This window comes from Halorarum sp. SLYT50 (assembly GCF_059821265.1).
The window spans coordinates 818,772-842,940 of record NZ_CM187555.1; the positions used below are offsets into that span (position 1 = coordinate 818,772).

Annotated in this window: 28 protein-coding genes; 13 read left to right on the forward strand and 15 right to left on the reverse strand. The window is 72.0% G+C overall.

Annotated elements, in window-relative coordinates; all coding sequences use genetic code 11:
- Positions 1-5: 5 nt before the first annotated feature.
- On the forward strand, positions 6-341 hold the full coding sequence (locus tag AC6RUA_RS04310; RefSeq protein WP_499814709.1) for a BsuPI-related putative proteinase inhibitor: 336 nt from the start codon (positions 6-8) through the stop codon (positions 339-341).
- 13 nt (positions 342-354) lie between these two features.
- On the opposite strand, the gene AC6RUA_RS04315 is transcribed toward AC6RUA_RS04310, so the two are convergent.
- Together AC6RUA_RS04315 and AC6RUA_RS04320 are read right to left on the reverse strand one after the other, a co-directional pair.
- Entirely contained in the window at positions 355-1,281 is a 927-nt protein-coding gene (locus AC6RUA_RS04315; RefSeq protein ID WP_499814710.1) for an NAD-dependent epimerase/dehydratase family protein, read from the reverse strand.
- A gap of 124 nt (positions 1,282-1,405) precedes the next feature.
- Positions 1,406-2,275: an SDR family NAD(P)-dependent oxidoreductase gene (locus AC6RUA_RS04320; protein ID WP_499814711.1), complete on the reverse strand. Its 870-nt coding sequence runs from the start codon at positions 2,273-2,275 to the stop codon at positions 1,406-1,408.
- Positions 2,276-2,370: 95 nt separating this feature from the next.
- On the opposite strand from AC6RUA_RS04320, the gene AC6RUA_RS04325 reads away from it, so the two are divergent.
- On the forward strand, positions 2,371-2,916 hold the full coding sequence (locus AC6RUA_RS04325; RefSeq protein ID WP_499814712.1) for a tRNA (cytidine(56)-2'-O)-methyltransferase: 546 nt from the start codon (positions 2,371-2,373) through the stop codon (positions 2,914-2,916).
- A 304-nt stretch (positions 2,917-3,220) separates the two neighbouring features.
- On the opposite strand, the gene AC6RUA_RS04330 is transcribed toward AC6RUA_RS04325, so the two are convergent.
- Both AC6RUA_RS04330 and AC6RUA_RS04335 read right to left on the reverse strand, forming a co-directional pair.
- Positions 3,221-3,544 carry an RPA12/RPB9/RPC11 RNA polymerase family protein gene (locus AC6RUA_RS04330; protein ID WP_499814713.1) on the reverse strand — a complete coding sequence of 108 codons (324 nt, stop codon included), beginning with the start codon at positions 3,542-3,544 and terminating at the stop codon, positions 3,221-3,223.
- A 52-nt stretch (positions 3,545-3,596) separates the two neighbouring features.
- Positions 3,597-3,851 carry a DUF5789 family protein gene (locus AC6RUA_RS04335; RefSeq protein ID WP_499814714.1) on the reverse strand — a complete coding sequence of 85 codons (255 nt, stop codon included), beginning with the start codon at positions 3,849-3,851 and terminating at the stop codon, positions 3,597-3,599.
- 111 nt (positions 3,852-3,962) lie between these two features.
- Between AC6RUA_RS04335 and AC6RUA_RS04340 the strand changes: the two genes are divergently transcribed.
- On the forward strand, positions 3,963-5,267 hold the full coding sequence (locus AC6RUA_RS04340) for an MFS transporter (RefSeq protein ID WP_499814715.1): 1,305 nt from the start codon (positions 3,963-3,965) through the stop codon (positions 5,265-5,267).
- A 144-nt stretch (positions 5,268-5,411) separates the two neighbouring features.
- On the opposite strand, the gene AC6RUA_RS04345 is transcribed toward AC6RUA_RS04340, so the two are convergent.
- A complete protein-coding gene (locus AC6RUA_RS04345; protein WP_499815396.1) occupies positions 5,412-6,182 on the reverse strand; it encodes an enoyl-CoA hydratase/isomerase family protein in 771 nt (256 codons plus the stop codon).
- A gap of 299 nt (positions 6,183-6,481) precedes the next feature.
- Here AC6RUA_RS04345 and AC6RUA_RS04350 point away from each other — a divergent pair, with 299 nt between their 5' ends.
- On the forward strand, positions 6,482-6,985 hold the full coding sequence (locus AC6RUA_RS04350) for a DUF5797 family protein (RefSeq protein WP_499814716.1): 504 nt from the start codon (positions 6,482-6,484) through the stop codon (positions 6,983-6,985).
- A gap of 27 nt (positions 6,986-7,012) precedes the next feature.
- On the opposite strand, the gene AC6RUA_RS04355 is transcribed toward AC6RUA_RS04350, so the two are convergent.
- Together AC6RUA_RS04355 and AC6RUA_RS04360 are read right to left on the reverse strand one after the other, a co-directional pair.
- The gene (locus tag AC6RUA_RS04355; RefSeq protein ID WP_499814717.1) at positions 7,013-8,038 is read right to left on the reverse strand and encodes a DUF5787 family protein; all 1,026 of its coding nucleotides are present in this window, start codon (positions 8,036-8,038) and stop codon (positions 7,013-7,015) included.
- Positions 8,039-8,139: 101 nt separating this feature from the next.
- The gene (locus tag AC6RUA_RS04360) at positions 8,140-8,598 is read right to left on the reverse strand and encodes a bis(5'-nucleosyl)-tetraphosphatase (protein ID WP_499814718.1); all 459 of its coding nucleotides are present in this window, start codon (positions 8,596-8,598) and stop codon (positions 8,140-8,142) included.
- Positions 8,599-8,753: 155 nt separating this feature from the next.
- Here AC6RUA_RS04360 and AC6RUA_RS04365 point away from each other — a divergent pair, with 155 nt between their 5' ends.
- The 3 genes from AC6RUA_RS04365 (at position 8,754) to trxA (ending at position 10,192) form a co-directional block, all read left to right on the forward strand.
- Positions 8,754-9,083 (forward strand): 30S ribosomal protein S10, encoded by a 330-nt coding sequence (locus AC6RUA_RS04365; RefSeq protein WP_499814719.1) that lies wholly within the window; start codon positions 8,754-8,756, stop codon positions 9,081-9,083.
- Positions 9,084-9,088: 5 nt separating this feature from the next.
- On the forward strand, positions 9,089-9,748 hold the full coding sequence (locus tag AC6RUA_RS04370) for a 2,5-diamino-6-(ribosylamino)-4(3H)-pyrimidinone 5'-phosphate reductase (RefSeq protein ID WP_499814720.1): 660 nt from the start codon (positions 9,089-9,091) through the stop codon (positions 9,746-9,748).
- Positions 9,749-9,856: 108 nt separating this feature from the next.
- Positions 9,857-10,192, forward strand: coding sequence for a thioredoxin (trxA, locus tag AC6RUA_RS04375; protein WP_499814721.1), 336 nt, complete (start codon positions 9,857-9,859; stop codon positions 10,190-10,192).
- A 48-nt stretch (positions 10,193-10,240) separates the two neighbouring features.
- Here the strand turns inward: trxA and AC6RUA_RS04380 are convergent, their stop codons facing one another.
- The 3 genes from AC6RUA_RS04380 to hflX all read right to left on the reverse strand — a co-directional run bounded on the left by AC6RUA_RS04380 (position 10,241) and on the right by hflX (position 12,623).
- Positions 10,241-11,059, reverse strand: a complete 819-nt coding sequence (locus AC6RUA_RS04380; RefSeq protein WP_499814722.1) for an inositol monophosphatase family protein — start codon at positions 11,057-11,059, stop codon at positions 10,241-10,243.
- A gap of 41 nt (positions 11,060-11,100) precedes the next feature.
- A complete protein-coding gene (locus AC6RUA_RS04385; RefSeq protein WP_499814723.1) occupies positions 11,101-11,241 on the reverse strand; it encodes a hypothetical protein in 141 nt (46 codons plus the stop codon).
- A gap of 65 nt (positions 11,242-11,306) precedes the next feature.
- Positions 11,307-12,623, reverse strand: coding sequence for a GTPase HflX (gene hflX / locus AC6RUA_RS04390; protein WP_499814724.1), 1,317 nt, complete (start codon positions 12,621-12,623; stop codon positions 11,307-11,309).
- Between the two features lie 176 nt (positions 12,624-12,799).
- Here hflX and AC6RUA_RS04395 point away from each other — a divergent pair, with 176 nt between their 5' ends.
- Positions 12,800-13,138, forward strand: a complete 339-nt coding sequence (locus AC6RUA_RS04395) for an FUN14 domain-containing protein (RefSeq protein ID WP_499814725.1) — start codon at positions 12,800-12,802, stop codon at positions 13,136-13,138.
- A gap of 25 nt (positions 13,139-13,163) precedes the next feature.
- Here the strand turns inward: AC6RUA_RS04395 and AC6RUA_RS04400 are convergent, their stop codons facing one another.
- The gene (locus AC6RUA_RS04400; RefSeq protein ID WP_499814726.1) at positions 13,164-13,889 is read right to left on the reverse strand and encodes a ribosome assembly factor SBDS; all 726 of its coding nucleotides are present in this window, start codon (positions 13,887-13,889) and stop codon (positions 13,164-13,166) included.
- Between the two features lie 146 nt (positions 13,890-14,035).
- On the opposite strand from AC6RUA_RS04400, the gene AC6RUA_RS04405 reads away from it, so the two are divergent.
- On the forward strand, positions 14,036-15,427 hold the full coding sequence (locus tag AC6RUA_RS04405) for a hypothetical protein (RefSeq protein WP_499814727.1): 1,392 nt from the start codon (positions 14,036-14,038) through the stop codon (positions 15,425-15,427).
- A gap of 30 nt (positions 15,428-15,457) precedes the next feature.
- On the opposite strand, the gene moaC is transcribed toward AC6RUA_RS04405, so the two are convergent.
- Both moaC and AC6RUA_RS04415 read right to left on the reverse strand, forming a co-directional pair.
- Positions 15,458-16,018, reverse strand: a complete 561-nt coding sequence (moaC, locus tag AC6RUA_RS04410) for a cyclic pyranopterin monophosphate synthase MoaC (RefSeq protein WP_499814728.1) — start codon at positions 16,016-16,018, stop codon at positions 15,458-15,460.
- The gene (locus tag AC6RUA_RS04415; protein WP_499814729.1) at positions 16,011-17,453 is read right to left on the reverse strand and encodes an NAD(P)H-hydrate dehydratase; all 1,443 of its coding nucleotides are present in this window, start codon (positions 17,451-17,453) and stop codon (positions 16,011-16,013) included. Before AC6RUA_RS04415 ends, moaC begins: the two co-directional genes overlap by 8 nt.
- A gap of 222 nt (positions 17,454-17,675) precedes the next feature.
- Between AC6RUA_RS04415 and AC6RUA_RS04420 the strand changes: the two genes are divergently transcribed.
- The 3 genes from AC6RUA_RS04420 (at position 17,676) to AC6RUA_RS04430 (ending at position 22,164) form a co-directional block, all read left to right on the forward strand.
- On the forward strand, positions 17,676-18,368 hold the full coding sequence (locus tag AC6RUA_RS04420; RefSeq protein ID WP_499814730.1) for an ArsR/SmtB family transcription factor: 693 nt from the start codon (positions 17,676-17,678) through the stop codon (positions 18,366-18,368).
- A gap of 40 nt (positions 18,369-18,408) precedes the next feature.
- Positions 18,409-19,671, forward strand: coding sequence for a S8 family serine peptidase (locus tag AC6RUA_RS04425; protein WP_499814731.1), 1,263 nt, complete (start codon positions 18,409-18,411; stop codon positions 19,669-19,671).
- 129 nt (positions 19,672-19,800) lie between these two features.
- Complete coding sequence (locus AC6RUA_RS04430) at positions 19,801-22,164, forward strand: ATP-dependent DNA helicase (protein ID WP_499814732.1); 2,364 nt, start codon at positions 19,801-19,803, stop codon at positions 22,162-22,164.
- Positions 22,165-22,302: 138 nt separating this feature from the next.
- Here AC6RUA_RS04430 and AC6RUA_RS04435 read toward each other — a convergent pair whose 3' ends face one another.
- Complete coding sequence (locus tag AC6RUA_RS04435; RefSeq protein ID WP_499814733.1) at positions 22,303-22,857, reverse strand: class I SAM-dependent methyltransferase; 555 nt, start codon at positions 22,855-22,857, stop codon at positions 22,303-22,305.
- Positions 22,858-23,152: 295 nt separating this feature from the next.
- Between AC6RUA_RS04435 and AC6RUA_RS04440 the strand changes: the two genes are divergently transcribed.
- Positions 23,153-23,323, forward strand: a complete 171-nt coding sequence (locus AC6RUA_RS04440) for an HEWD family protein (RefSeq protein WP_499814734.1) — start codon at positions 23,153-23,155, stop codon at positions 23,321-23,323.
- A 39-nt stretch (positions 23,324-23,362) separates the two neighbouring features.
- Here the strand turns inward: AC6RUA_RS04440 and AC6RUA_RS04445 are convergent, their stop codons facing one another.
- Entirely contained in the window at positions 23,363-24,154 is a 792-nt protein-coding gene (locus AC6RUA_RS04445) for an HAD-IIB family hydrolase (RefSeq protein WP_499814735.1), read from the reverse strand.
- Positions 24,155-24,169: the final 15 nt, after the last annotated feature.

Sequence of the window (24,169 nt, forward strand, 5' to 3'; positions counted from 1 at the left end):
CACGCATGCTTCGGGCGACGCTGACGGTCGAACCGACGGACGAGGCGCTGACGCTCCGGTTGACCGTCGAGAACGCCGGCGACGGTCCGGTGTCGCTGTCGTTCTCTGACGGCCAGCGCGCGGAGTTCGTCGCCGAACGGGCCGGCGACCGCGAGGAGGTGTGGCGCTGGAGCGACGAGCGGACGTTCGCGATGGCGCTCGGCAACGAGGAACTCCGACCCGGGGAGACGAGGGAGTTCGAGGCGACGTGGGAGGGCGCCGAGAGCGGCGAGTACGTCGTCCGCGGGTGGCTCGTCGCCCGCGAGTCCGACGCCGACGCGGAGATGGAGGTGACGCTGTAGACGGGTCGACGCGCTACAGTTCCGCCGAGAGGTCCTCGGCGGCCCGCCGGACCGCCTCGTCGCTGGACCCCGGCGGTTCGTACCCCAGCGCCGAGAGCTTCTCGACCGAGAGCCGCATCCGGGGGACGTCGCCGGCCCAGCCCCGTTCGCCGCCGGTGTACTCGTACTCCGGGCCGACGCCGAGCACGTCGCTCACGATGTCCGCGATGCGCGTGACCGAGGTGGTCGTGCGCGTCCCGAGGTTGTACGTGTTCACGGGCGCGTCGGCGCGTTCGACGACGTGACACATCGCCTCGACGCAGTCGTCGACGTGCATGTACGACTTCTCCTGTCTCCCGTCGCCGAGGATGGTGAGCGAGTCGGGGTCCGCGCGGAGTTTCTCGATGAAGTCGGGGACGACGCTCCCGCGCGCCCCCGGCCCGACGATGTTGGCGAACCGGAACGTCCAGACGGTGAAGTCGTACTTGTGGGCGTAGACGGAGAGGAGGCTCTCGTCGGCGAGTTTCGACGCGCCGTACTCGCTGATGGGTTCGAGCGGCGCGTAGTCCTCGGGGGTGGGCCGCGGCGCCTCGCCGTAGACGACGGAAGAGGAGGTGAACGCGGCGTCCGTGACGCCGACGTCGGCCATGCGTTCGAGGAGGTTGTACGTCATCTCGGCGTTCTCCTCGACCTGTCTTCGGGGGTTCGCGTCGTTGACCGACGGGTGCGCCGCGAGGTGGAAGACGAGGTCCACCTCCCCGGTGACCGCGTCGGCCACCTCGCCGGCGTCGGTCATGTCGCACTCGTGGAACGTGACCGAGTCGGGGAGGCGCTCGCGCTTCCCCGTCGAGAGGTCGTCGGCGACGCGCACGTCGTTGTCCGCCGCGAGTCGAGTCGCGAGGTGCGAGCCGATGAGGCCCGCGCCGCCGGTGACGAGGACGGTCCGGTCCGAGAGGTCCATACCCGTCGGTCCGACGGTCGGCTGAAGTGTCTTCCGGTGGGGCGGTCGAGCGGTCCGGCACCCGAGTACTACTCGTCGGTGGGGTTCACCGAGCGGTCCCACGACAGCCCCGTCAGTTCCTCGCTCAGCGCCCAGAGGTCCGCGGCGGCGCCCGCACGCCGCACGGCGGGCGACGGCTCCGTCCGCTCGCAGTCGGAGAAGTACGCGCCCGAGACGGCCGCGACGGCCGGGGCGGCGGCGAGGTACGTCGGCGTCGCGGCGGCGCTCGCGGGCGTGTCGACGAACGGGACGAGTCGGCCGGGAGGCGGGCGAGCAGGCCCACCGCGAGCGACACCGGGAGCGAGGCGTCGCGCCACAGGCCGCTCCCGGGGACGAATCCCGGGTGACAGGCGTTCGCCGTCGGCCCGTCGAACCGCCGCGCGAGCGCCCGGACGAACAGCACGTTCGCCAGTTTCGAGCGGGCGTACGCGTCGAGCCCGTCGTACCCCTCGGTCGAACGGACGTCGAACGCCCCGGTCGCCCGCGAGTGGACGCCGGAGGCGACGACCACCACGCGGGCGTCGGAGGCGAGGCGGTCGCGGAGCCGCGTCGTGAGCCTGAACGGCGCGAGGTGGTTGACGGCGAACGTGCGTTCGACGTCGGCCGCTCCCGCGTCCACGAGCGCACCGGTCCGGAAGTGCGCGCCGGCGTTGTGGACGAGCGAGTCGAGCGTCCCGCACTCCGCACGGACGGCGTCGGCGAGCGCGTCCACCTCGGCGGGGTCGGCGAACTCCGCGCGGTGGAAGGTCGCGTCGCTCCCGGCGGCCTCGACGGCTCGAACGACCTCCTCGCCGGCCGCCCGGTCGCGTCCGTGGACGAGCACGTCCGCACCGAGACGGGCGAGCGCGAGCGCCGTCTCACGACCGACGCTCGACGTCGACCCCGTGACGAGCGCCGTTCGTCCGGAGAGGTCGGCGTCCGAGACGTCCGCGCGTACCTCGGGTCGCTCGGTCATCCGGTCATCGACCGACGTTCGGGCCACCCGGACAAAGCGGCACCGCCACGCGACCGAAACGAACCGCCCTTTACCGACGCGCACCGTCTCCCCGTATGCACGACAGCCACGTCACCGTCCTCCGGTACGGCCACCGGCCGGGACGGGACGACCGGATGACCACCCACGTCGGCCTGACCGCGCGTGCGCTCGGCGCCGACCGGGTGGTGTTCCCGGCGAACGCCGGGCAGGCCGCCGAGACGGTCCGGGGCGTCACCGACCGCTTCGGCGGCCCGTTCGAGGTGGAGTTGCGCGACGACCAGCGGGCGTTCGCGCGCGACTGGGAGGGACCAGTCGCCCACCTGACGATGTACGGCGAGCGGGTGCAGGACGTGGAGTCCGAGGTGCGCGCGGCGCACGCCGAGGGCCCGCTGCTCGTCGTCGTCGGCGGGGAGAAGGTGCCGTTCGACTTCTACGAGCGCGCCGACTTCAACGTCGGCGTGACGAACCAGCCCCACTCGGAGGTGGCCGGCCTCGCGGTGTTCCTCGACCGCCTGTTCGAGGGCCGAGAACTGGAGCGCGAGTGGACGGACGCCGACCGGCGCGTGGTGCCCCAGGAGACGGGGAAGAAGGTCGTCGACCCCGACGAGGACGACGAGTAACGAGGATAGTAACCCGGACGCACACCGCGCTCGTCGGCCTGGTCGCCTCGACGGCAGTCAGCGTCGCCGCGTCCGTCTACTTCGACACGGTACTCGTCTCTCGCGTTCTCCCGTGCGTCTCCCCCTCTTCCGCGGCCGTGAGGACCGCGCGTCGGAGCGAACGTGCTCGGCGTGTGGGGTGTACCACCCGCTCGCCGGAGACGCGCTACTGCCCGCGAGACGGGACGAAATCCGGGAGAAATGACCGCTCTGGCCAGTTCGTCTCGGTCCTCCACCAGTTCGGCTCAGTTCGGTCCGGGACCGCTCAGTGGTCGTCCTCGCGCCACTTGTGCCCGCAGACGGTGCAGGTGAAAAACCGGGTCTCCGACTCGTCGGCCGAGCGTATCTGCTTCATCTCGTAGCGCACGGTCCGCACCTCGTCGCACTCCGGGCACTTCTGTTCGACCGTCGGCCCGACCTCCGAGGCGTCCATCTCGGAGACGTCGACGATCTCGCCCGACTCCTGTCCCTGCGTCGTCGTCATCGCGGCCTCCGTCGCCTCGTCGCGGAGTTTCTCGTGGCCGTTCGGGCACACCCACGTCTCCCCCTCGGTTTTCATCATCGAACCGCACTCGTCGCAGAACTCCATACCTGCCCCCTCGTCGGTCGCAGTACTTAAACGGCGGGATTGGTCGCGGGGGTCACGCGTCGCCCTCGGACTGTCCCGGTTCTCCCACCGCCTCGACCGGGAGGACGTTGTTGAGGTCCGCGAGGAGTTCGTCCGAGCCCGCGAACTGGGCGCTGGGGCACTCGGAGATGTACTTCCCGAGGTTCCCCTCGCCGTCGGCGAACGTGACCGTGGTGTCGGTGAACTCGTCGGCCGCCTCGGCCCGCGAGATGGGATACGAGAGTTCCTCGAACAGCGATTCGACGCGGGAGAGTTTGACGCGTGACATACTCGAACCATCGTCGGCTCACGGCGTAAACCTTGCCGCCCCCGCCCGGTAGCCGGCAACGCGGACCGGGAGTCGGAACCGGTTTTCCCGCGCCGTTCGTAGCCGCGGTAGATGGGTGTTCTCGACACGGACCGTCGCGTGCTCGCGCTGGGGTTCGCGCGGATGGCCGACGCCATCGGCAACTCGTTTCTCATCATCGTCCTCCCGCTGTTCGTCGGGAGCAACCAGATTCCCCTCGGCGGACTGACCGGGACGTACGGCGCCGGCGGCGTCACGCTGACCGTGACGCGGCCGCTACTCATCGGGTTCGTCCTGTCGCTGTTCGGCTTTCTCAACTCCTTCGCCCAGCCGTTCACGGGCCGACTCTCGGACAGAACGGGCAGACGGAAGGCGTTCGTGCTCGCCGGTCTCGTGCTGCTCGGGGGGGCGAGCGGGGCGCTCCTGTTCGCGACGAACTACCTGACCGTCGTCGCCCTCCGGGTGGTGCAGGGAGTCGGCGCGGCGTGTACCATCCCCGCCACCGTCGCGCTCGTGAACGAACTCGCCGACGGGGACGACCGCGGGGGGAACTTCGGCGTGTTCAACACGTTCCGGCTCGTCGGCTTCGGGTTCGGTCCCATCGTCGCCGGCGTCGTCGTGGAGGCGTACTCGTTCGACGCCGCGTTCGCCGTCGCCGTCGCGGGCGCCGTCGTCTCGTTCGCGCTCGTCGCCGCGCTCGTCTCGGACCCCGAGCGCACGGAGGCGGCCGCGAGCGGCGACCTCGCGCTCGCCGTCTTCGACCCCGACGGGCGACACCTGCTCGACCCCGTGTTCACTCTCGGGCTGGCCACCGTCTGTATGGGGGTGGGCATCTCGCTGTTCGCCACCCTCCAGGAGAGCATCAACGCCAGGCTCGGGCAGGACCCGCTCCTGTTCGGACTGGAGTTCGGGGCCGTCACGCTCGCGAACGTGTTCTTCCAGATACCGGTCGGGCGCGGGAGCGACCTGTACGGCCGCAAACCGTTCCTCGTCGCGGGAACGGCGCTGCTCGTCCCGTCGACGCTCGCGCAGGGGTTCGTCTCCGCGCAACTGGTCGGTGCGGGCGTCGCCGCCCCCGCGGCGATGGTGCTCGTCCGGTTCGTGCAGGGGGTCGGCGTCGCGATGGTGTTCGCGCCGTCGCTCGCGCTCGCGGGCGACCTCGCGAAGGAGGGAGAGTCCGGCACCACGCTGTCCGTGCTCACGATGGCGTTCGGACTCGGCGTCGCCATCGGCCCGCTCGCGTCGGGCTACCTCGTCGGCGGGACGTTCGGGTTCGCCACGCCGTTCGTGGTCGGTGCGGTACTGGCCGTGGTCGCGTTCGTCCTCGTCGTCACGCAGGTCGAGGAGACGGTGGACGTGAGCGACGACGCGAGCCTCTCGCCCGGCCTCGGCGACTGACGGGGCCCGACCACGGTCTCCCGGCTTCCAGTTTCGACTCCGTCGGTCCGGTCGCCTCGCTCGCTCGACGGCGTCGGGTCGTGGGGAGAGTCCACCCGAACGCCCGCCGTCGTGCGCCGTCGCGTCCCTCCGTTCGGCGACGGCCTACTCGAACTCGGGGTCGCGCTTCTCGAGGAACGCCTCCATCCCCTCGACCTGGTCGTGCGTCCCGAACAGCCCCGAGAACACCCGGCGCTCGTACGCCAGCCCGGCGTCGAGCGAGTGGTCGCCGGCGGCGTTGATGGCCTCCTTCGCGGCCTGGAGCGCGAACCGCGGGCGGGCCGCGAGTTCCGCGGCCAGCTCCTCGACGCGACTCGTCAGCTGGTCGTGCGCGACCACCTCGCCGACGAGTCCGTACTCGAGCGCGTCGGTCGCGTCGATGCGCTCGCCGAAGAAGACGAGCCGGCGCGCCACCTCGTCGCCCACGAGTCGCGGGAGCCGCTGGGTTCCGCCCCAGCCCGGAACGATGCCGAGGTCGAGTTCGGTCTGTCCGAGCACGGCGTCCTCGGCGGCGACGCGGAGGTCACACGCCAGCGCGAGTTCGCAGCCGCCGCCGAACGCGTAGCCGTTGATGGCCGCCACCGTCGGCGCGGGGAACGTCTCCAGTTCCCGGGTGACGCGGTGACCCAGTTCGGCGTACGCCTGCGCCTCCGGCGTCGAGAACTCCTTCATCGCCGCGATGTCGGCGCCGGCGACGAACGCGTCGTCGCCCGCGCCGGTGAGCACGAGACACCGCGAGTCCGCACTGCGGGCCTCATCGAGCGCCGTCTCGAGCGCTTCGAGCGTCTCGGCGTTCAGCGCGTTCAGTTTCTCCGGGCGGTCGACCGTGATGGTGGCGACGTCACCCGTCGTGTCGACACGGAGCGTTTCGGGCATCGGCATGACACTGGTGTCGGCAGGAACGGACTAAACGGTACTGTCCGTCCCGCGCCCGACGAACCGAGACGGTCACCGACAACCCTGGCGAACCGGTGGTGACGCTGGAACCATCGGACGACCACTCACCCACCTCGACGTCCGTTTCCCCCCGCTCACCGCGACGACTGCGCCGTCGTCTCGGAGGCGTCCGCCGCCGGCCCGGCGCCTCTCGCCGCCTCGTCGCTCCGGCTCCGGATCGTGGCGGCGACTCGGCGGAATCGCGGGGTCCAAATACTCCCAGTCGGAATCCCCCGCCGATGAGCCTCACCGACGAGGAACTGGAGCGTCTCGCCGACGTGGTCCGCCTCCAGCCGACAAAGAACGCCGAACTGCAGGAGCGGTGGGGGCTGGAGAGCGGGAGCGAGGTCCACCGGTACCTCGAGAACCACCTCTCGGACTACTACTACCGGGACGACAACAGTCTCATCCGGGCGACGAGCGAGGCCGCCGACCTGACGGGCGTCGACCCCGGCGTCGAGGACGACGGCGGCGAGGGCGGTGTTCCCGACCGCATCCGGGTGCCCGAACTCCACGCGCAGGTGTTCGAGGTGGTCCCCGGTCCCGACGAGCGCTCGGCGTCGGTCGTCTCCGTCCTCCAGAGGGTCCGCGACCGCTTCGGCGTCGACCCCGAGGCGGGCGACGTCCGGCGGGCGCTCCAGAGCCTCCGCCGGAAGGGCGTCGTAGACGTGGAGTACCGGACCGTCCCGACGTTCCGGCTCTCGGTCGACCGCGACGCCGTCGACGTGGAAGTCAGCGAGTGACAGCCCACGGCGTCTCGACAGCGGCAGTCACGGGTCGAGGCCGGGCTCGGGCGCCTCGGGTCCCCCTCGCCGCCCTCGGGCGGCCGCCGCGCGCTCGCGGGCGCGCCGCCGGTCCAAAAGCGCGCGAATCCCCTTCCCCGGTCCGCCCTCGACGGGCCACCCGCGCGTGCGCCACGCCGGCGGTTCGGGCGAGAACGACGGGCAGCCGCCCGAACACTCCGCGGTCGTCTGGTGGCACCCCTTCGCCTCGCAGTACGGGACGAGCGCGCGCCCCTCCCGCCGGAGCGTGAACGCGCGGCAGTCGGGCCGCATCGTCCCGTGGAAGCTCCGCCAGCCCGTCCCGTACGCCCGCTCGGCGAGCACGCGCCGCCTGTCGGGGTCCGCGTCGGCGTCCAGCCGCGAGGGGTGCCAGAGCACCTCGCCGGCGTCGGCGGTCACGCCGTCGGTGAAGTCGAACTCCAGGACGCCCACCTCGACCGGGATGTCCTCCAGCAGCGCGGGCGAGACGCGGCGGCCCGTCGCCCCGGTCGCCACCCACACCTCGTCCGCGAGGCCCGCCTCCACGTCGTGGGTCAACTGGTCGGCGAGCGCGCGGGCCGCGCTCGCGTCGAGGTCGGGCTTGTTCTCGACGACGACCACCCGCTCGACCCAGTCGGGGTACTCGCGCACCCGGCGGAACTCGACTCGCCCCCCGGCTCCGGTCCGCTCCTCGACCAAGTCGCGCTCCGCGGCGCGGTGGATTGCCTCCCGGACGTAGCGCCACGGGAACCCCGGGTCGGCGAGCGCGTCGCGGTACCACTCGTAGTCGGCGGGCGCGCCGCGGACGACGCGCAGGAGGTCCCTGTCCAGCCCCCGCTCGCCGAACAGCCGTCGCTCGGCGAACGCGCCGGGGTCGACCTCGAGCACCACCGTGTCCCACCGCCGCTCGCGCGTCCCGAGTTGCCGGGCGACGACGACCGGCCGGGGGCCGTCGACGGGGTGCCAGGCCAGTTCGGCCCACCGACACACGAGGAGTTCGAACGAGAACTCGCTGTCCCCCGCGCCGAGGTACACGTTCGGTCCACGGACGGACGCGCCGATAGCGGTTTCGGTGGACCGGCGGCTCCGAGAGCCGCGAACGGGACAGGGGCGAGACCTCCTCCGCCCCTCGCCGTCTACGAGGACTGCTGTCCGAGGAGGTAGTCCTCGTCCGCGCTGAGCGCGTCGAGGTAGTCGTGCGCCTCCTTGAGGATGTCGCGCGGGCCGTCCTGCGTGATGGTGTTGAGCGCCTGCTCGTAGTCGCGCCACTGCAGGTCGCGGTGCTCGTTCGACAGTTCGGCGGACGCCTCGAACGAGTGGGCGATGAACAGGTGGACCGTCTTGTGGATGGTGTTCCCGCCCGCCTCGAAGACGTAGTCGTACTCCTCGCGGAACCCGTCGATGAGCCTGAACTCGGAGATGCCTGCTTCTTCCTGTACCTCTCGAATCGCGGTCTGCTGGAGCTCCTCTTCCCCCTCGACCCCGCCCTTCGGGAACTCCCAGTCCCCCGGTCGGCTCTTCAGGAGTAAGTACTCCCTTCGGCCGCGGGTGTCGCGGAAGAGGATGGCTCCGGCGCTAGTCGCTTCGACCGACATTGCACACAGATAAGCTACCCCGTCTTAAGAGAATATCGGAGCGGCGAGCGCGGCCGGCACACGCGGGGCATCACGGGGCCACGTGGCCCGGCGCGGGAGAGGTAGATGCGCTTTTACGCGTCGGCGGTCGTAGTCGGAGACGTACCCAGCCACCCATGACCTTCGTAACCAAACTCCGGTTCCAGAGCGGCGACCGGGCCGCGCTCGACGACACCGTGAACGGCCTCCGCGAGATGCTCGAACGCAAGGGTGCGGAGTGTAAGGGACCACACACCGAACCGTCCGAACACGTCCGCGTCCCGCTGTACGACCAGCTCTCGCCCGGGAGCGAACTCGGGACCTGGGGGTACGAGGTGTTCGCCCGCCGCCTCGAAATCCACGGCAACGACCACATCGCCCGCGAGGTGGGCCACATGGAGTTCCCCGACTCGGTCCACGTCGAGATCGAAGTCGAACAGAAGAAGCCGCTCGGCTACCGCAACTAGGGGTCGTGTACGTCCACGTCAACGCCGCCGTCTCGGTCGACGGGAAACTCTCCTCGCGGCGCCGCGAACAGGTCGCCATCAGCGGCCCGGCCGACTTCGACCGGGTCGACCGGGTGCGGGCCGCCGCGGACGCCGTCATGGTCGGCGTGGGCACGGTGCTGGCGGACGACCCGCACCTCACGCTCGACGAGGAGGACCGCCGGGTCCACCGCCTCCGCGACGGCCGCCCGGGCAACCCGGCGCGGGTGGTCGCCGACTCGCGCGCCCGGACGCCGCCGGACGCCCGCGTCCTCGACGACGAGGCGGAGACGTACGTGCTGGTCACCGACCGGGCGGACCCCGCGGACGCGGAGGCGCTCCGCGACGCGGGCGCCACCCTCGTCGAGACGGGCGGCGACCGAGTCGACCTCCCCGCCGCGCTCGACGAACTGGAGTCGCGGGGCGTCGACCGGTTGATGGTGGAGGGTGGCGGTGAGCTGATATTCTCCCTGTTCGAGGCGGGACTCGTCGACGAACTCACCGTGTACGTCGGGTCGCTCCTCGTCGGCGGCCGCGACGCGCCGACGCTCGCGGACGGCGAGGGGTTCCTCGAGGGGTTCGCAGCGTTGGAACTCGCGGACGTAGAGCGGGTGGACGACGGAGTCCTCCTCTCGTATCAGGTGTGACGGGCGCGCGTCCACGCCCGCGGGGCCGATAAGCTCCCCTTTCGGCGGTCGTGCGTCCCCCCGACACGCGTGTGGAACCGTTATCACCCGGCCGACCGAACGGCCACCGTGAGCAGTCAGACTCAGCAGTCGAGCCCGATTCACGTCGAGAGCACCGAGCAGTTCGAGGACCTCACGAGCGAGGGCATCGTCCTCGTCGACTACCACGCCGACTGGTGCGGCCCGTGCAAGATGCTGGAGCCGACGGTCGAGGAACTCGCCGAGGAGGTCGATGACCTGACCGTTCTGAAGGTCGACGTCGACGAGCACCAGGCGCTCGCGAGCGAGGCGGGCGTCCGCGGCATCCCGGCGCTCCAGTTCTACGCCGACGGCGAACCGGCCGAGCGCCTCGTCGGGGTGCAGGAGAAGGACGACCTGCTGAGCGTCGTCGAGTCGCTCCGGTAGGGGCGCACACGAGGGCGTCCGACGAGAGACGACGGACGCGTCGTCCGTTCAGCGACCGTTCCCGGTCCCGGACCCCGACAACCCGAACGCATCGACGAGTCGGGGATGGGCCGCGTCGTTCGACGCGAGCAACCCCTCGGCGCCGGGAGTCCACCGGTCGCCGTGCGCGTCGGTGACGACGCCACCCGCCCGCCGGACGAGGTGGACGCCCGCGGCGGTGTCCCAGTCGTTGAGCCTCACCGTCGAGACGGCCGCCTCCAGTTCGCCGCAGGCGACGCCCGACAGCGCCGCCTGCGCGCAACCGAACCGCCGCACGTCGCCGAACTCCGTCATCCCCGTCTCGACGGCGGACACCAGCTTCGAACGGTGGGACGCGGAGAGTCCGAATAGCGGGTGGACGAGGAACGACTCCGGGTCCTCGCGGTCGCTCGTCGTCGCCGGGTCGCCGTTCCGGATGGTGGTGTCGGCGCCCGCCGCGTACACGTCGCCCGTCGCGGGCATGACGTTCGCCGCCGCGACGGGGTCGCCGTCGCGGACGAACGCGACGCTGGTCACCCAGTTGCGGTTGCCGGCGACGTAGTTGTTCGTCCCGTCGATCGGATCGACCACCCACGCCGGTCCCTCCTCGGGGACCTCCTTCAGCGCGTCGTCCTCCTCGCCGACCACCGGGTCGTCGGGGTAGCGCTCGCCGATGAACTCGATGACCGTCCGCTGGACCGCCCGGTCGGCCTCGGTCACCGCGTCGATGTGACTGTCGCCCTTCGTCTCGACGGTCAGTGCCGTCCGGAACGAGTCGAGCGCGAGGTCGCCGCCGCGCTCCGCGGCGGTTCGACAGACCGCCAACCGGTCGGCCGCATCGTCACTCATGCGTAGGGCCACGACCGGCCCCCTGATACGTCATTCGAGTCTCACTCGAGCCGACCCACCGACACCCGGTGGTCCGTGGTCTGCGCGTGCGACGTCGCGGCGTTCTCGGCGTCGGCTGCCGAGCGACGGATGGACTCGACGGTACAGTCGCGGCACACGACGTGGAACAGGCGTTCGCTCATCTCGACCGAACCGACCGGAACGCGGGGGATAGTTACGGCCCCCGTTCCGGCCGTGTAGGACGACGCTACGCCGACTCCGCGCCGGCTTCGGCCGCCCGCTCGAGTTCGGCCGCGCGGGCCCGCGACCGCTCGACGACCGCCGGCCGGGCCTCGAACTCCAGCGTGACGTGGTCGCCGTCCTCGTCGTACTCCTCGCGTTCGACGTGGGCGTTGTCGTGGACCCACGAGACGAGGCTCATCGCCCCGTCCGTCAGCGGGAGCAGCAGGCGTTCGCGCTTCCAGTCGGGGAGTTCCGTCTCGACGCGTTCGCGGAGTTCGTCGACGTTCTCGCCCGTGAGCCCGGACACAGCGACCGGGTTGGGAGCCAGCGCCGACAGCGCCTCGCGCTTCTCGCGCAGTTCCTCCGGCGAGAGCCTATCGACCTTGTTGAACACGGTGACGATGGGCGCCTCGTTGCGTTCGTACAGCGTGTCGTGGGAGGTGACGAGCTTCTCGCGCATCGACTGGACCGGTTCGCTCGCGTCCACGACGAGCAGGACGAGGTCCGCCTGGTACACCGACTCCAGCGTGGACTGGAACGACTCGACCAGCCAGTGGGGGAGGTCCGAGATGAACCCGACGGTGTCGGTGAGCAGCACGTCGCGTTTGCCCGTGTCCGCCCGGCGCGTGGTGGTCCCGAGCGTGGTGAACAGCATGTCCTCCGACTCGGCGGTGTCGTCGAGGTCAGGGTGGCGGTCCTCGTTCTCGTCGACGTCGAGTTCCGCCGCGAGGCGGCGCATCAGCGTCGACTTGCCCGCGTTGGTGTACCCCGCGAGCGCCACGAGGTCGAACCCGGACTCCCGGCGGCGCGCGCGCCGCTCCTTCTCCTTGTCGGCGATGTCGTCGAGTTCGTCCTTGATGCGCGATATCTGCGATTTGATGTCGCGCTCGCGCGACTCGTCGTACTCGCCGAGTCCCATGAACCCGGGGCGCTCGTCCCGCTTCGCGAGGCTGGCTTTCACCTCGGCGCGCGGGAGTTCGTAGCGGAGTTGCGCGAGTTCGACCTGGAGCTGCGCCTTCCGCGTGTTCGCTCGCTGACCGAAGATGTCGAGAATGAGCGTGAACCGGTCGACTACTTCGACGCCCTCCGGGAGTTTCTGCCCGAGGTTGAACGTCTGGTACGGTCCCACCTCGTTGTCGACGATGACCGCCTCCGCGGCCGTCTCGGCGACGAGGGTCGCGAGTTCGTCGGCCTTCCCCTCGCCGAAGTGGTAGGCAGCGTCCTCCTCGCGGGTCTGCGTCAGCGTCCCGACCACCTCGTAGCCCGCCGCCCTCGCGAGGTCGGTTATCTCGTCGAGGCTGGCGCTCCCGCGGTCGACGCGCTTCGCGACGACGGCTCGCACGCCGTCAGGGACGGGCGCCCGTCACCTCGCGTTGGGTCCCACGCCGCTCGAGTCGTCCGGGTTCCGTGTGTCGCACACGCGCGGGTACGCGGCCCGCCGACTTGAAGTTCCCGCCGGGTCGGCCGGCCGGAGCAGGGACCCACAAACGACTTAACGGTAGCCGGTAATTCGGGGGTATGTTGGACGTCGCAACGCTCCAGATACAACTCGACCCGAAACAGTTGGGGCTGGAGTTCGGGTCCGGAGCGGTCATCGGGGGGATTATCGGGTTCGCGGCCAAGAAGGTCGCGAAGCTCATCGCGGTCATCGTGGGGCTCGAACTCGCGCTGTTCAAGTTCCTCGAGTCGCGCGAAATCATCGTCGTCGACTGGGAGAAGCTCACCGCGGGCATCGTGAGCGCCAGCGAGGACGCCGCCGCGGGCACGCCGCCGTCGTGGCTGGAGACGATTCTCTCGACGCTGTCGGTGTCGGCGGGGTTCACGGGCGGCTTCCTCGTCGGGTTCAAGAAGGGATGAGACGACGACGGCGACCGCCGTCGGACTACCGGGTGTTGAGGTCGTCCTCGTCTTTCACCATGCGCGTCTCCGCCTCGCCGCTCGACACCTCGTTCACCAGGTCGTAGAACTCGTTTTGCAGTCCGGCGGGGAACGTGACGACCCCGACCCACGAGCCGTCGTTCTGCCACTCCTCGCGCTCCAGGTCCCCGAACTCGCGCACCTTCGCCTGCCCGCTGCCCGCGTGGTCGGCCGGGAGCTGGACCGCGATGGTCACCTCGTCGAACCGGATGGGGATGACCGGCCGGAGCGCGTCGAGCGCGTCGTCCACCTGCGACTCGACCGTCTCCATCGGGTCGACCTTGAACCCCGCCTCCTCGAGTGCGCGCTCGATGCGCTCGGGCGGGTGAGGGGCGTCGTCCATCTGTGGGTTGACGGCGTTGCGCGTGATGGTGTTGATGAGCTGTCTCCGCTTCTGCTCTTGCATCTCGCGCCGCTGTTCGGCGGTTATCTGGATGTCGCCGCGCTTCACGACCTCGGGGATTATCTCCAGCGGGTCGGTCGTCCCGAACACCTCCTCGACGTCCTCCTCGGCCGGTCGGTCGCCCCGCGAGGCGTTCTCGAACACGTCCTCCGCGGCGATGACGTCCTCCAGGTCGCCGTCGAACTCGCCGCGTTTGATCGCCAGCGCCGCGTCGGGGTCGATGAGCACCTCGAAGCGCGCGCCGTGGGACTCCAGCCGCGCTGTCACGGCTTCGTCGAGCGAAATCATGGGTACTGATACCGGTGCCGGGGTTAAAAGGTATCCCCCGACGGGGGACGGCGGCCGGAACCGAGTCCGGACGCGGCGTTGGGGCGGCGTCTCAGGACTGATTCCCGGGCGCGAACCCCTATATCGCCTCGCCGGAGAGCGTCGCCGTGTTTCGCCGCCGCCTCCTCGCGTGCGGGGCCGCCGCCCTCTCCGGCTGCGGTCTCGCGCCCGACCCGCCCTCCACGCCCGCCGCTCCGACCGCGCCACCGAACGTCTTCGCCGCCTTCACCTGGCTCCCGGACCGGCCCGCCTACCGTGTCGGGCTCGAACGCGGGAGCCGAATCACGCCCGACAACACCGGCCGACTCAGCGTCCGCACCGACCGCCGGACGACGACGTGGGTCTCCGGCCGGTCGGACGACGACCCGGTCGAACGGTTCCCCCTCGCGCCCGGCGACTCGCTCGTCCACCCGGTCGCCGAGGCGAGCACCGTCCGCGTCGTCTGGGAACCCCCGGGCGGGCCGGACACCGCCGTGCAACTCGACGTCTGGGACCGCGACGACCAGCCACCGGCCACCGAGACGGCCCGCCGGACGGAGGCGGAGACGACGGACGGCGACCGGGACGGGGGAGCCGTGAACCGCCGGCGCGCGCTCGCCGCGTTCGGAACCGCGGCCGCGACGCTCGGCGGCTACGGGGCGCTCCGCGTCGCCGACCACCGGCCGTACGACCCGGACGGGGGAACGCCGGACGGGTCGCCGGCGGAGCGAATCGTCGCGGCGGGTCGGCGACTGCACGCGGTGGACCACCGGGCGGTCACACGCGTCACCGTGCTCGCGGACGGCACCGACGACTCGCCGTACCCGAGCGCGCGGTACCGCCGCGTCCACGAACACTCGCGTCGACGGACGCTCGCGGTGTACACCACCGAGCGCGTCCCGCCGGGAGCACCGGGCCCCACGTCGCCGGACCTCCGGGCGCGCATCCAGCGGTCGAACGCGGCGAACGGCGACGTCCCGCTCCCGCGGAGTTCGGTCCACCACGTCACCGACGGGACGGTGCTGTCGGACTGGGACGCACCGACGCCGCGCGACCCCGGCGAGCCGCCGCGGTTCGACGCTCCGGAGGTCTACCGCTCGGCGAACGGCGGCGTCGACCCGGGGTTCGGCGAGTACGTCCTCCCGCACCGGGCCGAGTGGCGCGAACTTGACCGCAGCGACGACGGTGAGCGCGAGACGGTGACGTTCGGTCTTGACGACCCCGACGCGTACGCCCGGGTGCCGCCGCTGCTCGCGGCCACTGCGGTCCACGACGGGAGCCGCGTCGCCGCGACGCTCGACGCCGAGACGGGACTGCTCCGTCGGCTGGACGACCGGCGCGTCGTCACGAAACGGGTCCGCGACGGCGAGGACGGGACGACGACCCGCCGGTTCGCGTACCGCATCGAGACGGTCTTCGACCGCTACGGCGAGGCGACCGCCCCGCGACCGGCGGGCGCGCCGCGGACGGGTCCGCTCGGCTACGCGCGCGAACTGGCGGCCGACCTCGGCAGCTACTGAGCGACCGAGCGACGACCGGCCGTGCGTCCGTCAGTCGAGCGGGCGTTTCTCCTTCGAGACGACTTCGACGTCCGTCACCCGCGTGCCCGGGTACTGGCCGTCGTCGTCCTTCTCGGCCGCCTTCACCATGTCCCAGACCACGTTCAGCCCGGTCGTGACGCCCTCCAGCGCCTCCATCTCGCACCCCGTCTTCCCCGTCGTCTCGACGGCGACGGTGAGCGTCACCCGGTCGTCGGCCACGTCGAACTCGGTGTCGACGCCGGTGACGGGAATCTGGTGACACATCGGAATCGTCTCCCACGTGTGTTTCACCGCCTGCACCGCGCCGACCCGCGCGGTGGCGAGCACGTCGCCCTTCGCCACCTCGTCTCCCCTGACGGCGTCGACGGTGGACGCGCGGAGGTGAATCGTGCCGCGCGCGACGGCCCGCCGGGCGGTGTCGGGCTTGTCGCCAACGTCGACCATCTGCACGTCGCCCGACTCGTCGGTGTGGGTCAGCGTCGCTGCGTCCTCGTCGGAGGAGCGGTCGTCCCCGGTCGCCTCACTCCCGTCGCCCCCCTCGCGTCCGGCCCCGCCGGGGTCCTCACGCATCGTCGTCGCCCCAGACGGCCCGCGGGATGGCGTCGAGCAGGTCCGACGCGAGCAGGCCGTGGCCCACCTCGTCGTCGAGCAGTTCGGCCGCGCGGCCGTTGACGTACGTCGCCATGCAGGCGGCCGCGAACGGGTCGTGGGTCGCGAGCATCGCGGCGGTCACGCCAGCCAGCGTGTCGCCGGTGCCGCCGACGGTCATCCCGGGCGTCCCGGTCCGGCAGACGCGGGTCACCTCGCCGTCGGATATCACGTCGTCCTTGGCCTTCGCCAGCACGACGTGCCCGAGGTCGGCCGCCAGCGCCTCGACGTCGGCCCGGTGCGCGCGCAGGTCGTCGACCTCCGGCCCGCCGAGTTCGGCGAGTTCCTTCCGGTTGGGCGTCAACACGAGCGTCGCGTCGGTGTCGACGTCCGGAACGACCGGGAGCGCGTCGGCGTCGACGACCGCCCTGCCGTCGAACGACTCGAGGAACCGACCGGCGGCGTCGAGCGTCTCGTCGGCGTCGCCCAGCCCCGGCCCCAGCACCACCACGTCGTCGTGTGCGGTGGCCGTCTCCACGAGGTCGTCGACGTGTCGCGGCGCGAGGTACTCCCCCTCGTACGGCTGGACGATGAGGTCCTCCGTGTACCCCTGAATCGGCGTCTTCACCGACTCGGGGACGGCGACGAACGAGAGGTCGACGCCCGCCCGGAGCGCCGCCTGCGCCGCGAGCGCCGGCGCGCCGGTGTACGGCCCGCCGCCGACGACGAACGCCCGCCCGGCGTCGCCCTTCGTCGCTCCCGCGTCCCGGCGGACCGAGAGCAGGTCGCCCGGCCCGACGAACGTCTCGGCCGCGTCGGGGATGCCGATGTCCGCGACGCGCACCTCGGCACCGAGCGCGTCGAGTCCGGGTTTCTCGTCGTGGAACGTGACGACGACGTCGGCGTCGACGGCGACCCCCTCGGCCTCGCCGGTGTCGGCGTCGACGCCGGAGGGCACGTCGACGGCGACCACGTCGGCGGCCGAGTCGTTCAGCGCGCGCGCGGCGCTCGCCTCCGGCTCCCGGAGCGCGCCCGCCACGCCGGTGCCGAGCATCGCGTCGACGACCAGGTCCGGGTCGTCGAGCGCGAACGCGCGGGAGTCGGTGCACGCCTCGGTCGGAATCTCGGCCTCCCCGAGCGCCTCCCAGTTCTCCCGGGTGATGGTCGTCGAGAGGGTCTCGGGCCGGCCGAGCAGGACGACCCGCAGGTCGAACGCCTCGAGGAATCGGGCCGCGGCCATCGCGTCGCCGCCGTTGTTCCCCCGGCCGCAGACGAGCGTCACGCGGTCGCCGGGGGCCGCCCGCTCGCGGACGGCGCGAGCGACCGCGTTCCCGCTCGACTCCATCAGTTGCTTCTGCGGGACGCCGAGCGCGGCGGCGTTCCGGTCGACCGCCGCCATCCGGTCGGTAGATATCATGGGTGGCGCGTGCTTCGTCGGGCACGGCCGTAAATCGGCGGGCCGCTGCGGGCGCACCGGGCCCGCCGGTCGAACGGCGAACGAACGTGGCGTCCGAACGACGGACCTGTCCGACCGTGTACGGACGCGACCGACGGTCCGTCGGGACTCGGGGTTGGATTCGATGGGACCGTCGCGAAACGTGACGGAAACGTTTAGTTCACGTGTGTGAAAGGACAGCGTATGTCAGGCCTGCTCCCGTCGGACGCCGACGCCCTGGAGGGTGGCTACGACGCCACCGACCCGGACGCGGCGGCGACCGGCGGCCTCGACGAGCCGGAGCGCACCGACGCCGAGGACGGGGGTGATGCCGAGCACGCCGAGGGGACGCGCGTCTGCTGGCTCGACGACGACGACGCGGACGCGCTCATCGGGTCGCTCTCCTCGGACACCGCCCGGTCGCTCCTGAGCGCCCTCCACGACGACCCGCACACCGCCTCCGAACTGGCAGAGCACGCGGACACGTCGGTCCAGAACGTCCGCCACCACCTGGGGAACCTCCGGGACGCCGGCCTCGTCGCGTCCGCCGGGACTCGCTACTCCGTGAAGGGGCGCGAGATGACGGTGTACGAACCGACGAGCGAGCGCCTCGTCGTCGCCGTCGGGAGCGATGAGGACCGCTCGTCGTTCCTCGACTCGCTGCGCGGACTGCTCGGGGTGCTCGGCCTGCTCGGGCTGGCGAGCGCGCTGGTCCAGTGGGGGTTCGGCACCGGGACGGGACTCGGCGGCCCGGCGGTCGGCCCGCGGGTCGGTGACTCGGTCGGGGGCGCGGTCGGGCCGGCGTTCGGGCTGCTCCCGCCCGGCGTCGCGTTCCTCGCCGGCGGATTGCTCGTCGTCGCGGCGTTCGCCGCGGTCGAACGCCTGCGGAGCGAGTGATGGTCGACGGCCGCCGGCGACCGAACGGGAGGAGTCTCCCGTGAGCAGACGGCGCGCGCCGCTGGTCGCGGTAGTGCTCGTCGTCGCTCTGCTGGCGAGCGGTCTCGGCGGCGCGTCGAACGTACACATCGCCGGGGTGGGCGGGGGGGACGCGCGGCCCGTGCTCCCGGCGGACAGCTCCGCCCCGAGCGCGAACGGGTCGCCGGCCCTGCGGCCGGTCCGCGACCCGGTACCGACGGACGACTCCGAGTCGGGCGTCCGAGTCGGCGTCATCGGGAGTTCGTTCGAGCGCACGCACCCGGAACTCGCCGGCAGAGTCGGCGCGCACCACCGCGTCGGGGACCGACTGCTCGGGTTCGAGGGCGGCGGCGCACACGACACCGCGGTCGCCGAGGTCATCGCGGACCGGACGGACTCGGCGGACCTCTACCTCGTCGGCGTCGGCCAGCGACCGACGCCCGCGGAGTACGACCGGGCGGTCCAGTGGCTGCTCGCGAACGACGTGGACGTCGTCGTCGACGCGGGGAGCTACTTCCCATCGACCGCGGAGGGGATGGCCCGCATCGCCACCACCGCCGAGGGGGCGACCGAGGACGGGGCCGTGTTCGTCACCTCGGCGGGCAACTACGCACAGCGACACTGGCGTGGCGAGTCGGTCGACGCCGGGTGGGTAGCGTTCGCGGACGACACGGAGGCCAACCGCCTCGGGAACGGGACGACGAGCGGCCGGGTCACCCTCCGGCTCTACTGGGAGGGGGACGCCGACTACGACCTCTACCTCTACCGCGACCTCCCGGGGCCGGACGACCCGGTGGTCGGGAAGTCCGTCCGCGAGACGGGGAACGCGGAGGCCATCGACGCCAGACTCTCCCGGGGAGAGTACTACGTCGGCGTCTACGCCCGCGACCCCGGCGACGGGCCGGTCGACCTGTTCTCCGCGACCCACCGCCTCGAACACAGCGGGAGCGGGGCCGAGGGGAGCGCCGTCGCGCCCGCCACCGCCGAGGGAGTCATCGCGGTCGGCGCGGCGGGCGAGGCCGGACGGGTCCGCCCGTACAGTTCCGCCTCGGACGTGACCGCCGCCGGCGACGTCGAGACCGACGCGGCCGGACGGCTCCGGGGGACGTCCGCGGCCGCTCCGCTCGTCGCCGGCACCGTCGCCCGGATGGAGGCGTCCGGCGGCGACCTCGCGCCCGCGGAGGTGGAGCGCATCCTCCGGGAGACGGCCGACGAGCGGTCCCAACTGGTCGACCCGGCCGCGGCGCTCGCGTCGGCCGGCAACGCGACCGCCGAGTGGCCCTGACACCGAGCGCGGGGTGGGTCGAAGGCGGTCGCCACCTCGGCACCCGAACCGGGCGACCGTGCCGCGAACGTTTATGCCGGAGAGCGCGGCCATCGACGGACTGAAGCCGTGTCGAGCGCCACCACGACTGTGACCGATGCGGAGGACTGGCGAGCGGTGTTCGGGCACTCGGAGCCGTACCCCGAGCAGGAGGACGGCGTCGAGGCGGCCGTCGCCGCGGCCCGCGACTCGGGCTACCTCCAGCTGGAGGGAGCCTGCGGCACCGGGAAGACGATGCTCGCGCTCACCGCGGGCGTCCACCTCGTCCGCGACCCCGACAGCGACTTCGAGCGGGTGCTCGTGCTCACGAGCGTCAAGCAACAACTCCGCCAGTTCGAAGCGGACCTGCGGACCGTCAACGAGAACCTCCCCGACGACTGGCGGCCCGTCTCCGGGCTGACGCTCGTCGGGAAGGCGGACGTCTGTCCGTACGCCCGGGCGCGAACGGCCGGCATCGACGAGCGGAACGTGTACGAGCGGTGCGAGGGCCTGCGCGAGCGGACCCGGAACCTCGCCGGCGAGGGCGGGGACGCGACGGCGGGCGCGCTCGTCCAGCAGGCCCGCCGCGCGCAGACGGGTATCGCCGACACCGGCGAGGCGGGCGTCTCGTACCTCGAAGCCGCGGGCGAACCGACGCCGTACCTGCCCGAGACGCCCGAGCACGGGGGGAGCGCCTCGGGCGACGGGGGGACGGAGTTCTGCCCGTTCTACGCGCAGTACCTCGACGACCTGCCCGAGGACGGCGACCCGAGCGAGGCCGTCCCGTTCGACTTCGCGGACGCCGGGCTGATAGACGCGGACGAACTCGTCCGGCTGTCGGCGAGCAGAGGAACCTGCCCGCACTCGACGATGGGGGCGCTGCTGCCGGAGGTGGAGGTGGTCGTCGGCAACTACTACCACGCGTTCGACCCCGTGACCGCGGGGACGTTCACCGCCCCCCTGCTCGACGAGTCGACGTTCGTCGTCTGCGACGAGGCGCACATGCTCGAACCCCGCGTCCGCGACCTGGTGAGCGACGCGGTGGGCGACGCGACGCTGCGCGACGCGGAGAACGAGTTGACGCGAGTCGTCCAGCCCGTCGAGTTCGAGGACGAGGGGAAACGCGCGGAGGGGACGACCGACGCCGACCTCGTGCGCGGCGAACTCGCGGACGCGGAGGTGACGCTGGACGAACTGAAGCGGACCCGGGCGTTCCTCTCGGACCTCCGGGAGGAACTCGACCGGCGCGTGCGGGCGTACCTCGACCGGGAGCGGCGGGGGTGGCGCGCGGACCTCACCGACCTCGGCGACGAGGAGATACCGCTTCGCGACCCGGAGGAACCCGCCCCGGACGAGCTATCGGAGTGGGCCGCCGACGCGGGCTACGACGGGGAAGTGTGGGCGCGCGCGGAGCACGTCGCGGCGGTCGTGTCCCGAATCCTGAACGAGGCGGAGGACGAGGACAGGCAGCGTGCGGTGCTCCCGGCCGCGCGGCTGGTGAACGCGTGGCACCGCCTCGATCACGAGTCGTACTTCCGGGAGATCGAACTGGAGCGGACGTGGGACGAGTCGGAGCCGCCGGACTCGTGGCGCCGGGCGTACAACGCGCGCCTCGCGCTCCACAACTGCGTGCCCGCCGACGCCATCGGCGAACGCCTCGCGGAGTTCGGCGGCGGCGTGCTCATGTCGGCGACGCTCGCGCCGCTGGACGTGTTCCGCGAGGTGACCGGACTGAACTACCTCGCCGACGAGGGGCGCCCGGTCGAGGAACGGACGTACGGGCTGGGGTTCCCGTCCGAGAACCGGGCCTCGTTCGCGGTTGACGCGCCCAAGTTCACCTACCAGAACCGCGGCGCCCGGGAGGAGGCGACGCCGACGCGGCAGGCGCACGCCGACGCGGCCGTCGAGGTGGCGCGGACGACGCCGGGGAACGTCCTCGTCGGGATGCCGAGCTACGGCGAGGCGGAGTGGATGGCGGGCGTCCTCTCCGACCGCGTCGACAAGCCCGTCCTGCTCGACGAGTCGAGCGCCGACGCCGCGACGGAGGACCTGAAGGCCGAGTTCTTCGCCGGCGACCCCAAGGTCCTGGTGACGAGCATCCGCGGGACGCTCACCGAGGGAGTCGACTACCGCGGGGACCGCCTCGCGGCCGCCGTCGTCTGCGGCGTCCCCATCATCAACACCTCCTCACCGCGGACGCGGGCGGTGAAGACGGCGTACGACCGCGAGTTCGGGGAGGGATTCGAAACCGCACTGACGGTGCCCGCGGTGCGGAAGGCGCGGCAGGCCGTCGGTCGGGTCATCCGCGGCCCCGAGGAAGTAGGGGTGCGTGCGCTCGTGGACGCCCGCTACGCCCGCGAGTCGTGGAACGGCGTCCGGGAGTATCTCCCCGAGTCCGAGCGCGAGGAGTTCCAGCCCGTGAGCGCCGACATGCTCCGGTTCGGGCTAGAGAGCTTCTGGGACGACCATCGGTAGCCGGCCGTTCCGTCGCAACCGTCGAGCGGAACGCCGGACGCGATACCACGAACGTCCCGCCCACGTCCTCTCACGCCGGCCACCGATCACAGACACTCGCTCGTGCGCGGCCGTGGGGCGTGGAAGACCGACGGGGTCTCAGCGGCGCGCGACGCAGACGAACGTCTCACGGCGCGTCTCCGCTCGCTTCACGGCGAACCCGGCCGCCTCGAACGCCGCGGCGCAGTCGCCGACGCCGAACCGTTCGTCCGTCGGCGGGCCGGCCTCGCCGGGGCCGGCGGCGGTCCAGTCGACGGTGACGACCCGACCGCCCGGGCGGACGACTCGCGCGAGTTCCGCGAGCGCGTCCTCGCCCGCGTACTCGTGGTACGTCATGGTCGAGAACGCGGCGTCGAGCGAGGCGTCGGCGAACGGCAGGTCGTCGACGGCCGCCGTCGTCAACTCGACGTTGTCGGGGACGCCCTTCGCCCGGTAGCGGTCGTGCATCGCCGCCTGCACGTCCACCGCGTGACAGGTCCCGACGTGGGGGGCGACCGCGTCGGTGTAGAAGCCGGTGCCGGAGCCGAGGTCCGCGACCGTCGCGTCCCCGTGGACCGCGAGCGCCGCGAGCAGTTCCTCCGCAGAGCAGTGGCGGAAGCGGTCCGGGTCCTCCAGCGCGTCCGCGCGCTCGACGTCGAACGTGTGAAATCCCATGCGAGCAGTCGGACCGCGGGGGCGATAAAGCCGCGGCACACGGCCCCGGCGAGGGCTGTTCTCCACCCACTGCGACCCCCAGAGCGTGTACGTACGCGAGGCTCGCCCGTCCGACGCCGAACGCATCGTCGCCGCCGACCTCGCGGCCCCGACCGACCGCTGACCCGCTTCCGGGTACGCTCGACCGTCGGGACCGACCGGTCCCCCGGCGTCGCTCGGCCGGACGCCCGCGGGCGAGCGACTCCCGGCCGGCGCCGTCCGAGGGTTTATGCTCGGGACGCGCCTTCCGGACGGCATGTCCGTTCAGATACGCCGCCCCACCGACCGGACCTGCGAGCGGTGCGGCCGACAGGAGCGGTGGGACGAGGAGTGGGAGGCGTGGCGCGTCGACGGCTCGGCGGGCGACGTCTACTGCATCCACGAGTGGGACATCAACGGCTCGTTCCTCCCGTTCGAGAACCGCTGAGCCGGACGACGCCCCGTCCCCTCCCGTCTCCCGTCCTCGCTACTCCCGCTCCGCGCGCGCAACCACCCCCGCGAGTACCGCGAGCGTCCCGTCCATGTGCACCCCGTCGACGACGACGTCCGCGGCCGCCTTCGCCGTCTCGTCGGCGTTCGCCACCGCGTAGCTCTCGCCGGCGACGGCGAACGTCGGCGCGTCGTTCTCGCTGTCGCCGACCGCCACGAACGACGAGGGGTCGCGGCCGACGATGTCCGCCACCTCCCGGAGCGCGGACCCCTTGCTCGCGCCGGGCGCCTTCAGGTGGTACGCGTACCCGGTGTCGAGGAACTCGAGGTCGAACTCCGCCGCGACGTCGCGCAAGAGCGCCTCGTCGGCGGTGAGCCGCGCGGCCGCCTCGGTCTCGCGCCAGCGGTTCGTCGTGTTCGCGCCGTCCCAGCCCAGGTCGCCGCCGCGCGCCTCGAACGCCGCGACCGCGTCGGCCACGCGGTCGGGGTCGCCCTCGAACCGGACGTGCCCGTCCGCGCAGACGACGCCGCCGTTCTCCGCGATGACGCGCTCCGGAATCCCGACGAAGTGACACAGCGCGACCGGGTAGGGGAACGCCTTCCCGGTCGCCACTACGACCGGCGCGGGCCACGCGGGCAGCACCTCGAACACCCGCGGGTCGAGGTCGTGCGTCGGCGTCGTCAGCGTGCCGTCGATGTCGAGCGCGAGCGGTGGGAGCGACTCGGGCAGGTCGGTCCACGCGACCGAGTCGGGGTCGGCCGTGGCGCGGCCGGCGGAGTCGTCGTCAGCGGCGTCCGCGTCGTCGGGGTCGGTGCCGGGAGCGGGCATTCGGTCGGATGCGGC

Coding starts and splice junctions, on each gene's coding strand:
- AC6RUA_RS04415 (WP_499814729.1), bottom strand. CDS start 17,453: ATGATATCTACCGACCGGATGGCGGCGGTCGACCGGAACGCCGCCGCG.
- AC6RUA_RS04325 (WP_499814712.1), top strand. CDS start 2,371: ATGCACGACAGCCACGTCACCGTCCTCCGGTACGGCCACCGGCCGGGA.
- AC6RUA_RS04350 (WP_499814716.1), top strand. CDS start 6,482: ATGAGCCTCACCGACGAGGAACTGGAGCGTCTCGCCGACGTGGTCCGC.
- AC6RUA_RS04320 (WP_499814711.1), bottom strand. CDS start 2,275: ATGACCGAGCGACCCGAGGTACGCGCGGACGTCTCGGACGCCGACCTC.
- AC6RUA_RS04365 (WP_499814719.1), top strand. CDS start 8,754: ATGACCTTCGTAACCAAACTCCGGTTCCAGAGCGGCGACCGGGCCGCG.
- AC6RUA_RS04400 (WP_499814726.1), bottom strand. CDS start 13,889: ATGATTTCGCTCGACGAAGCCGTGACAGCGCGGCTGGAGTCCCACGGC.
- AC6RUA_RS04385 (WP_499814723.1), bottom strand. CDS start 11,241: ATGAGCGAACGCCTGTTCCACGTCGTGTGCCGCGACTGTACCGTCGAG.
- AC6RUA_RS04340 (WP_499814715.1), top strand. CDS start 3,963: ATGGGTGTTCTCGACACGGACCGTCGCGTGCTCGCGCTGGGGTTCGCG.
- AC6RUA_RS04420 (WP_499814730.1), top strand. CDS start 17,676: ATGTCAGGCCTGCTCCCGTCGGACGCCGACGCCCTGGAGGGTGGCTAC.
- AC6RUA_RS04440 (WP_499814734.1), top strand. CDS start 23,153: ATGTCCGTTCAGATACGCCGCCCCACCGACCGGACCTGCGAGCGGTGC.
- AC6RUA_RS04330 (WP_499814713.1), bottom strand. CDS start 3,544: ATGGAGTTCTGCGACGAGTGCGGTTCGATGATGAAAACCGAGGGGGAG.
- AC6RUA_RS04435 (WP_499814733.1), bottom strand. CDS start 22,857: ATGGGATTTCACACGTTCGACGTCGAGCGCGCGGACGCGCTGGAGGAC.
- AC6RUA_RS04315 (WP_499814710.1), bottom strand. CDS start 1,281: ATGGACCTCTCGGACCGGACCGTCCTCGTCACCGGCGGCGCGGGCCTC.
- AC6RUA_RS04445 (WP_499814735.1), bottom strand. CDS start 24,154: ATGCCCGCTCCCGGCACCGACCCCGACGACGCGGACGCCGCTGACGAC.
- AC6RUA_RS04360 (WP_499814718.1), bottom strand. CDS start 8,598: ATGTCGGTCGAAGCGACTAGCGCCGGAGCCATCCTCTTCCGCGACACC.
- AC6RUA_RS04345 (WP_499815396.1), bottom strand. CDS start 6,182: ATGCCCGAAACGCTCCGTGTCGACACGACGGGTGACGTCGCCACCATC.
- AC6RUA_RS04335 (WP_499814714.1), bottom strand. CDS start 3,851: ATGTCACGCGTCAAACTCTCCCGCGTCGAATCGCTGTTCGAGGAACTC.
- AC6RUA_RS04395 (WP_499814725.1), top strand. CDS start 12,800: ATGTTGGACGTCGCAACGCTCCAGATACAACTCGACCCGAAACAGTTG.
- AC6RUA_RS04310 (WP_499814709.1), top strand. CDS start 6: ATGCTTCGGGCGACGCTGACGGTCGAACCGACGGACGAGGCGCTGACG.
- AC6RUA_RS04380 (WP_499814722.1), bottom strand. CDS start 11,059: ATGAGTGACGATGCGGCCGACCGGTTGGCGGTCTGTCGAACCGCCGCG.
- moaC (WP_499814728.1), bottom strand. CDS start 16,018: ATGCGTGAGGACCCCGGCGGGGCCGGACGCGAGGGGGGCGACGGGAGT.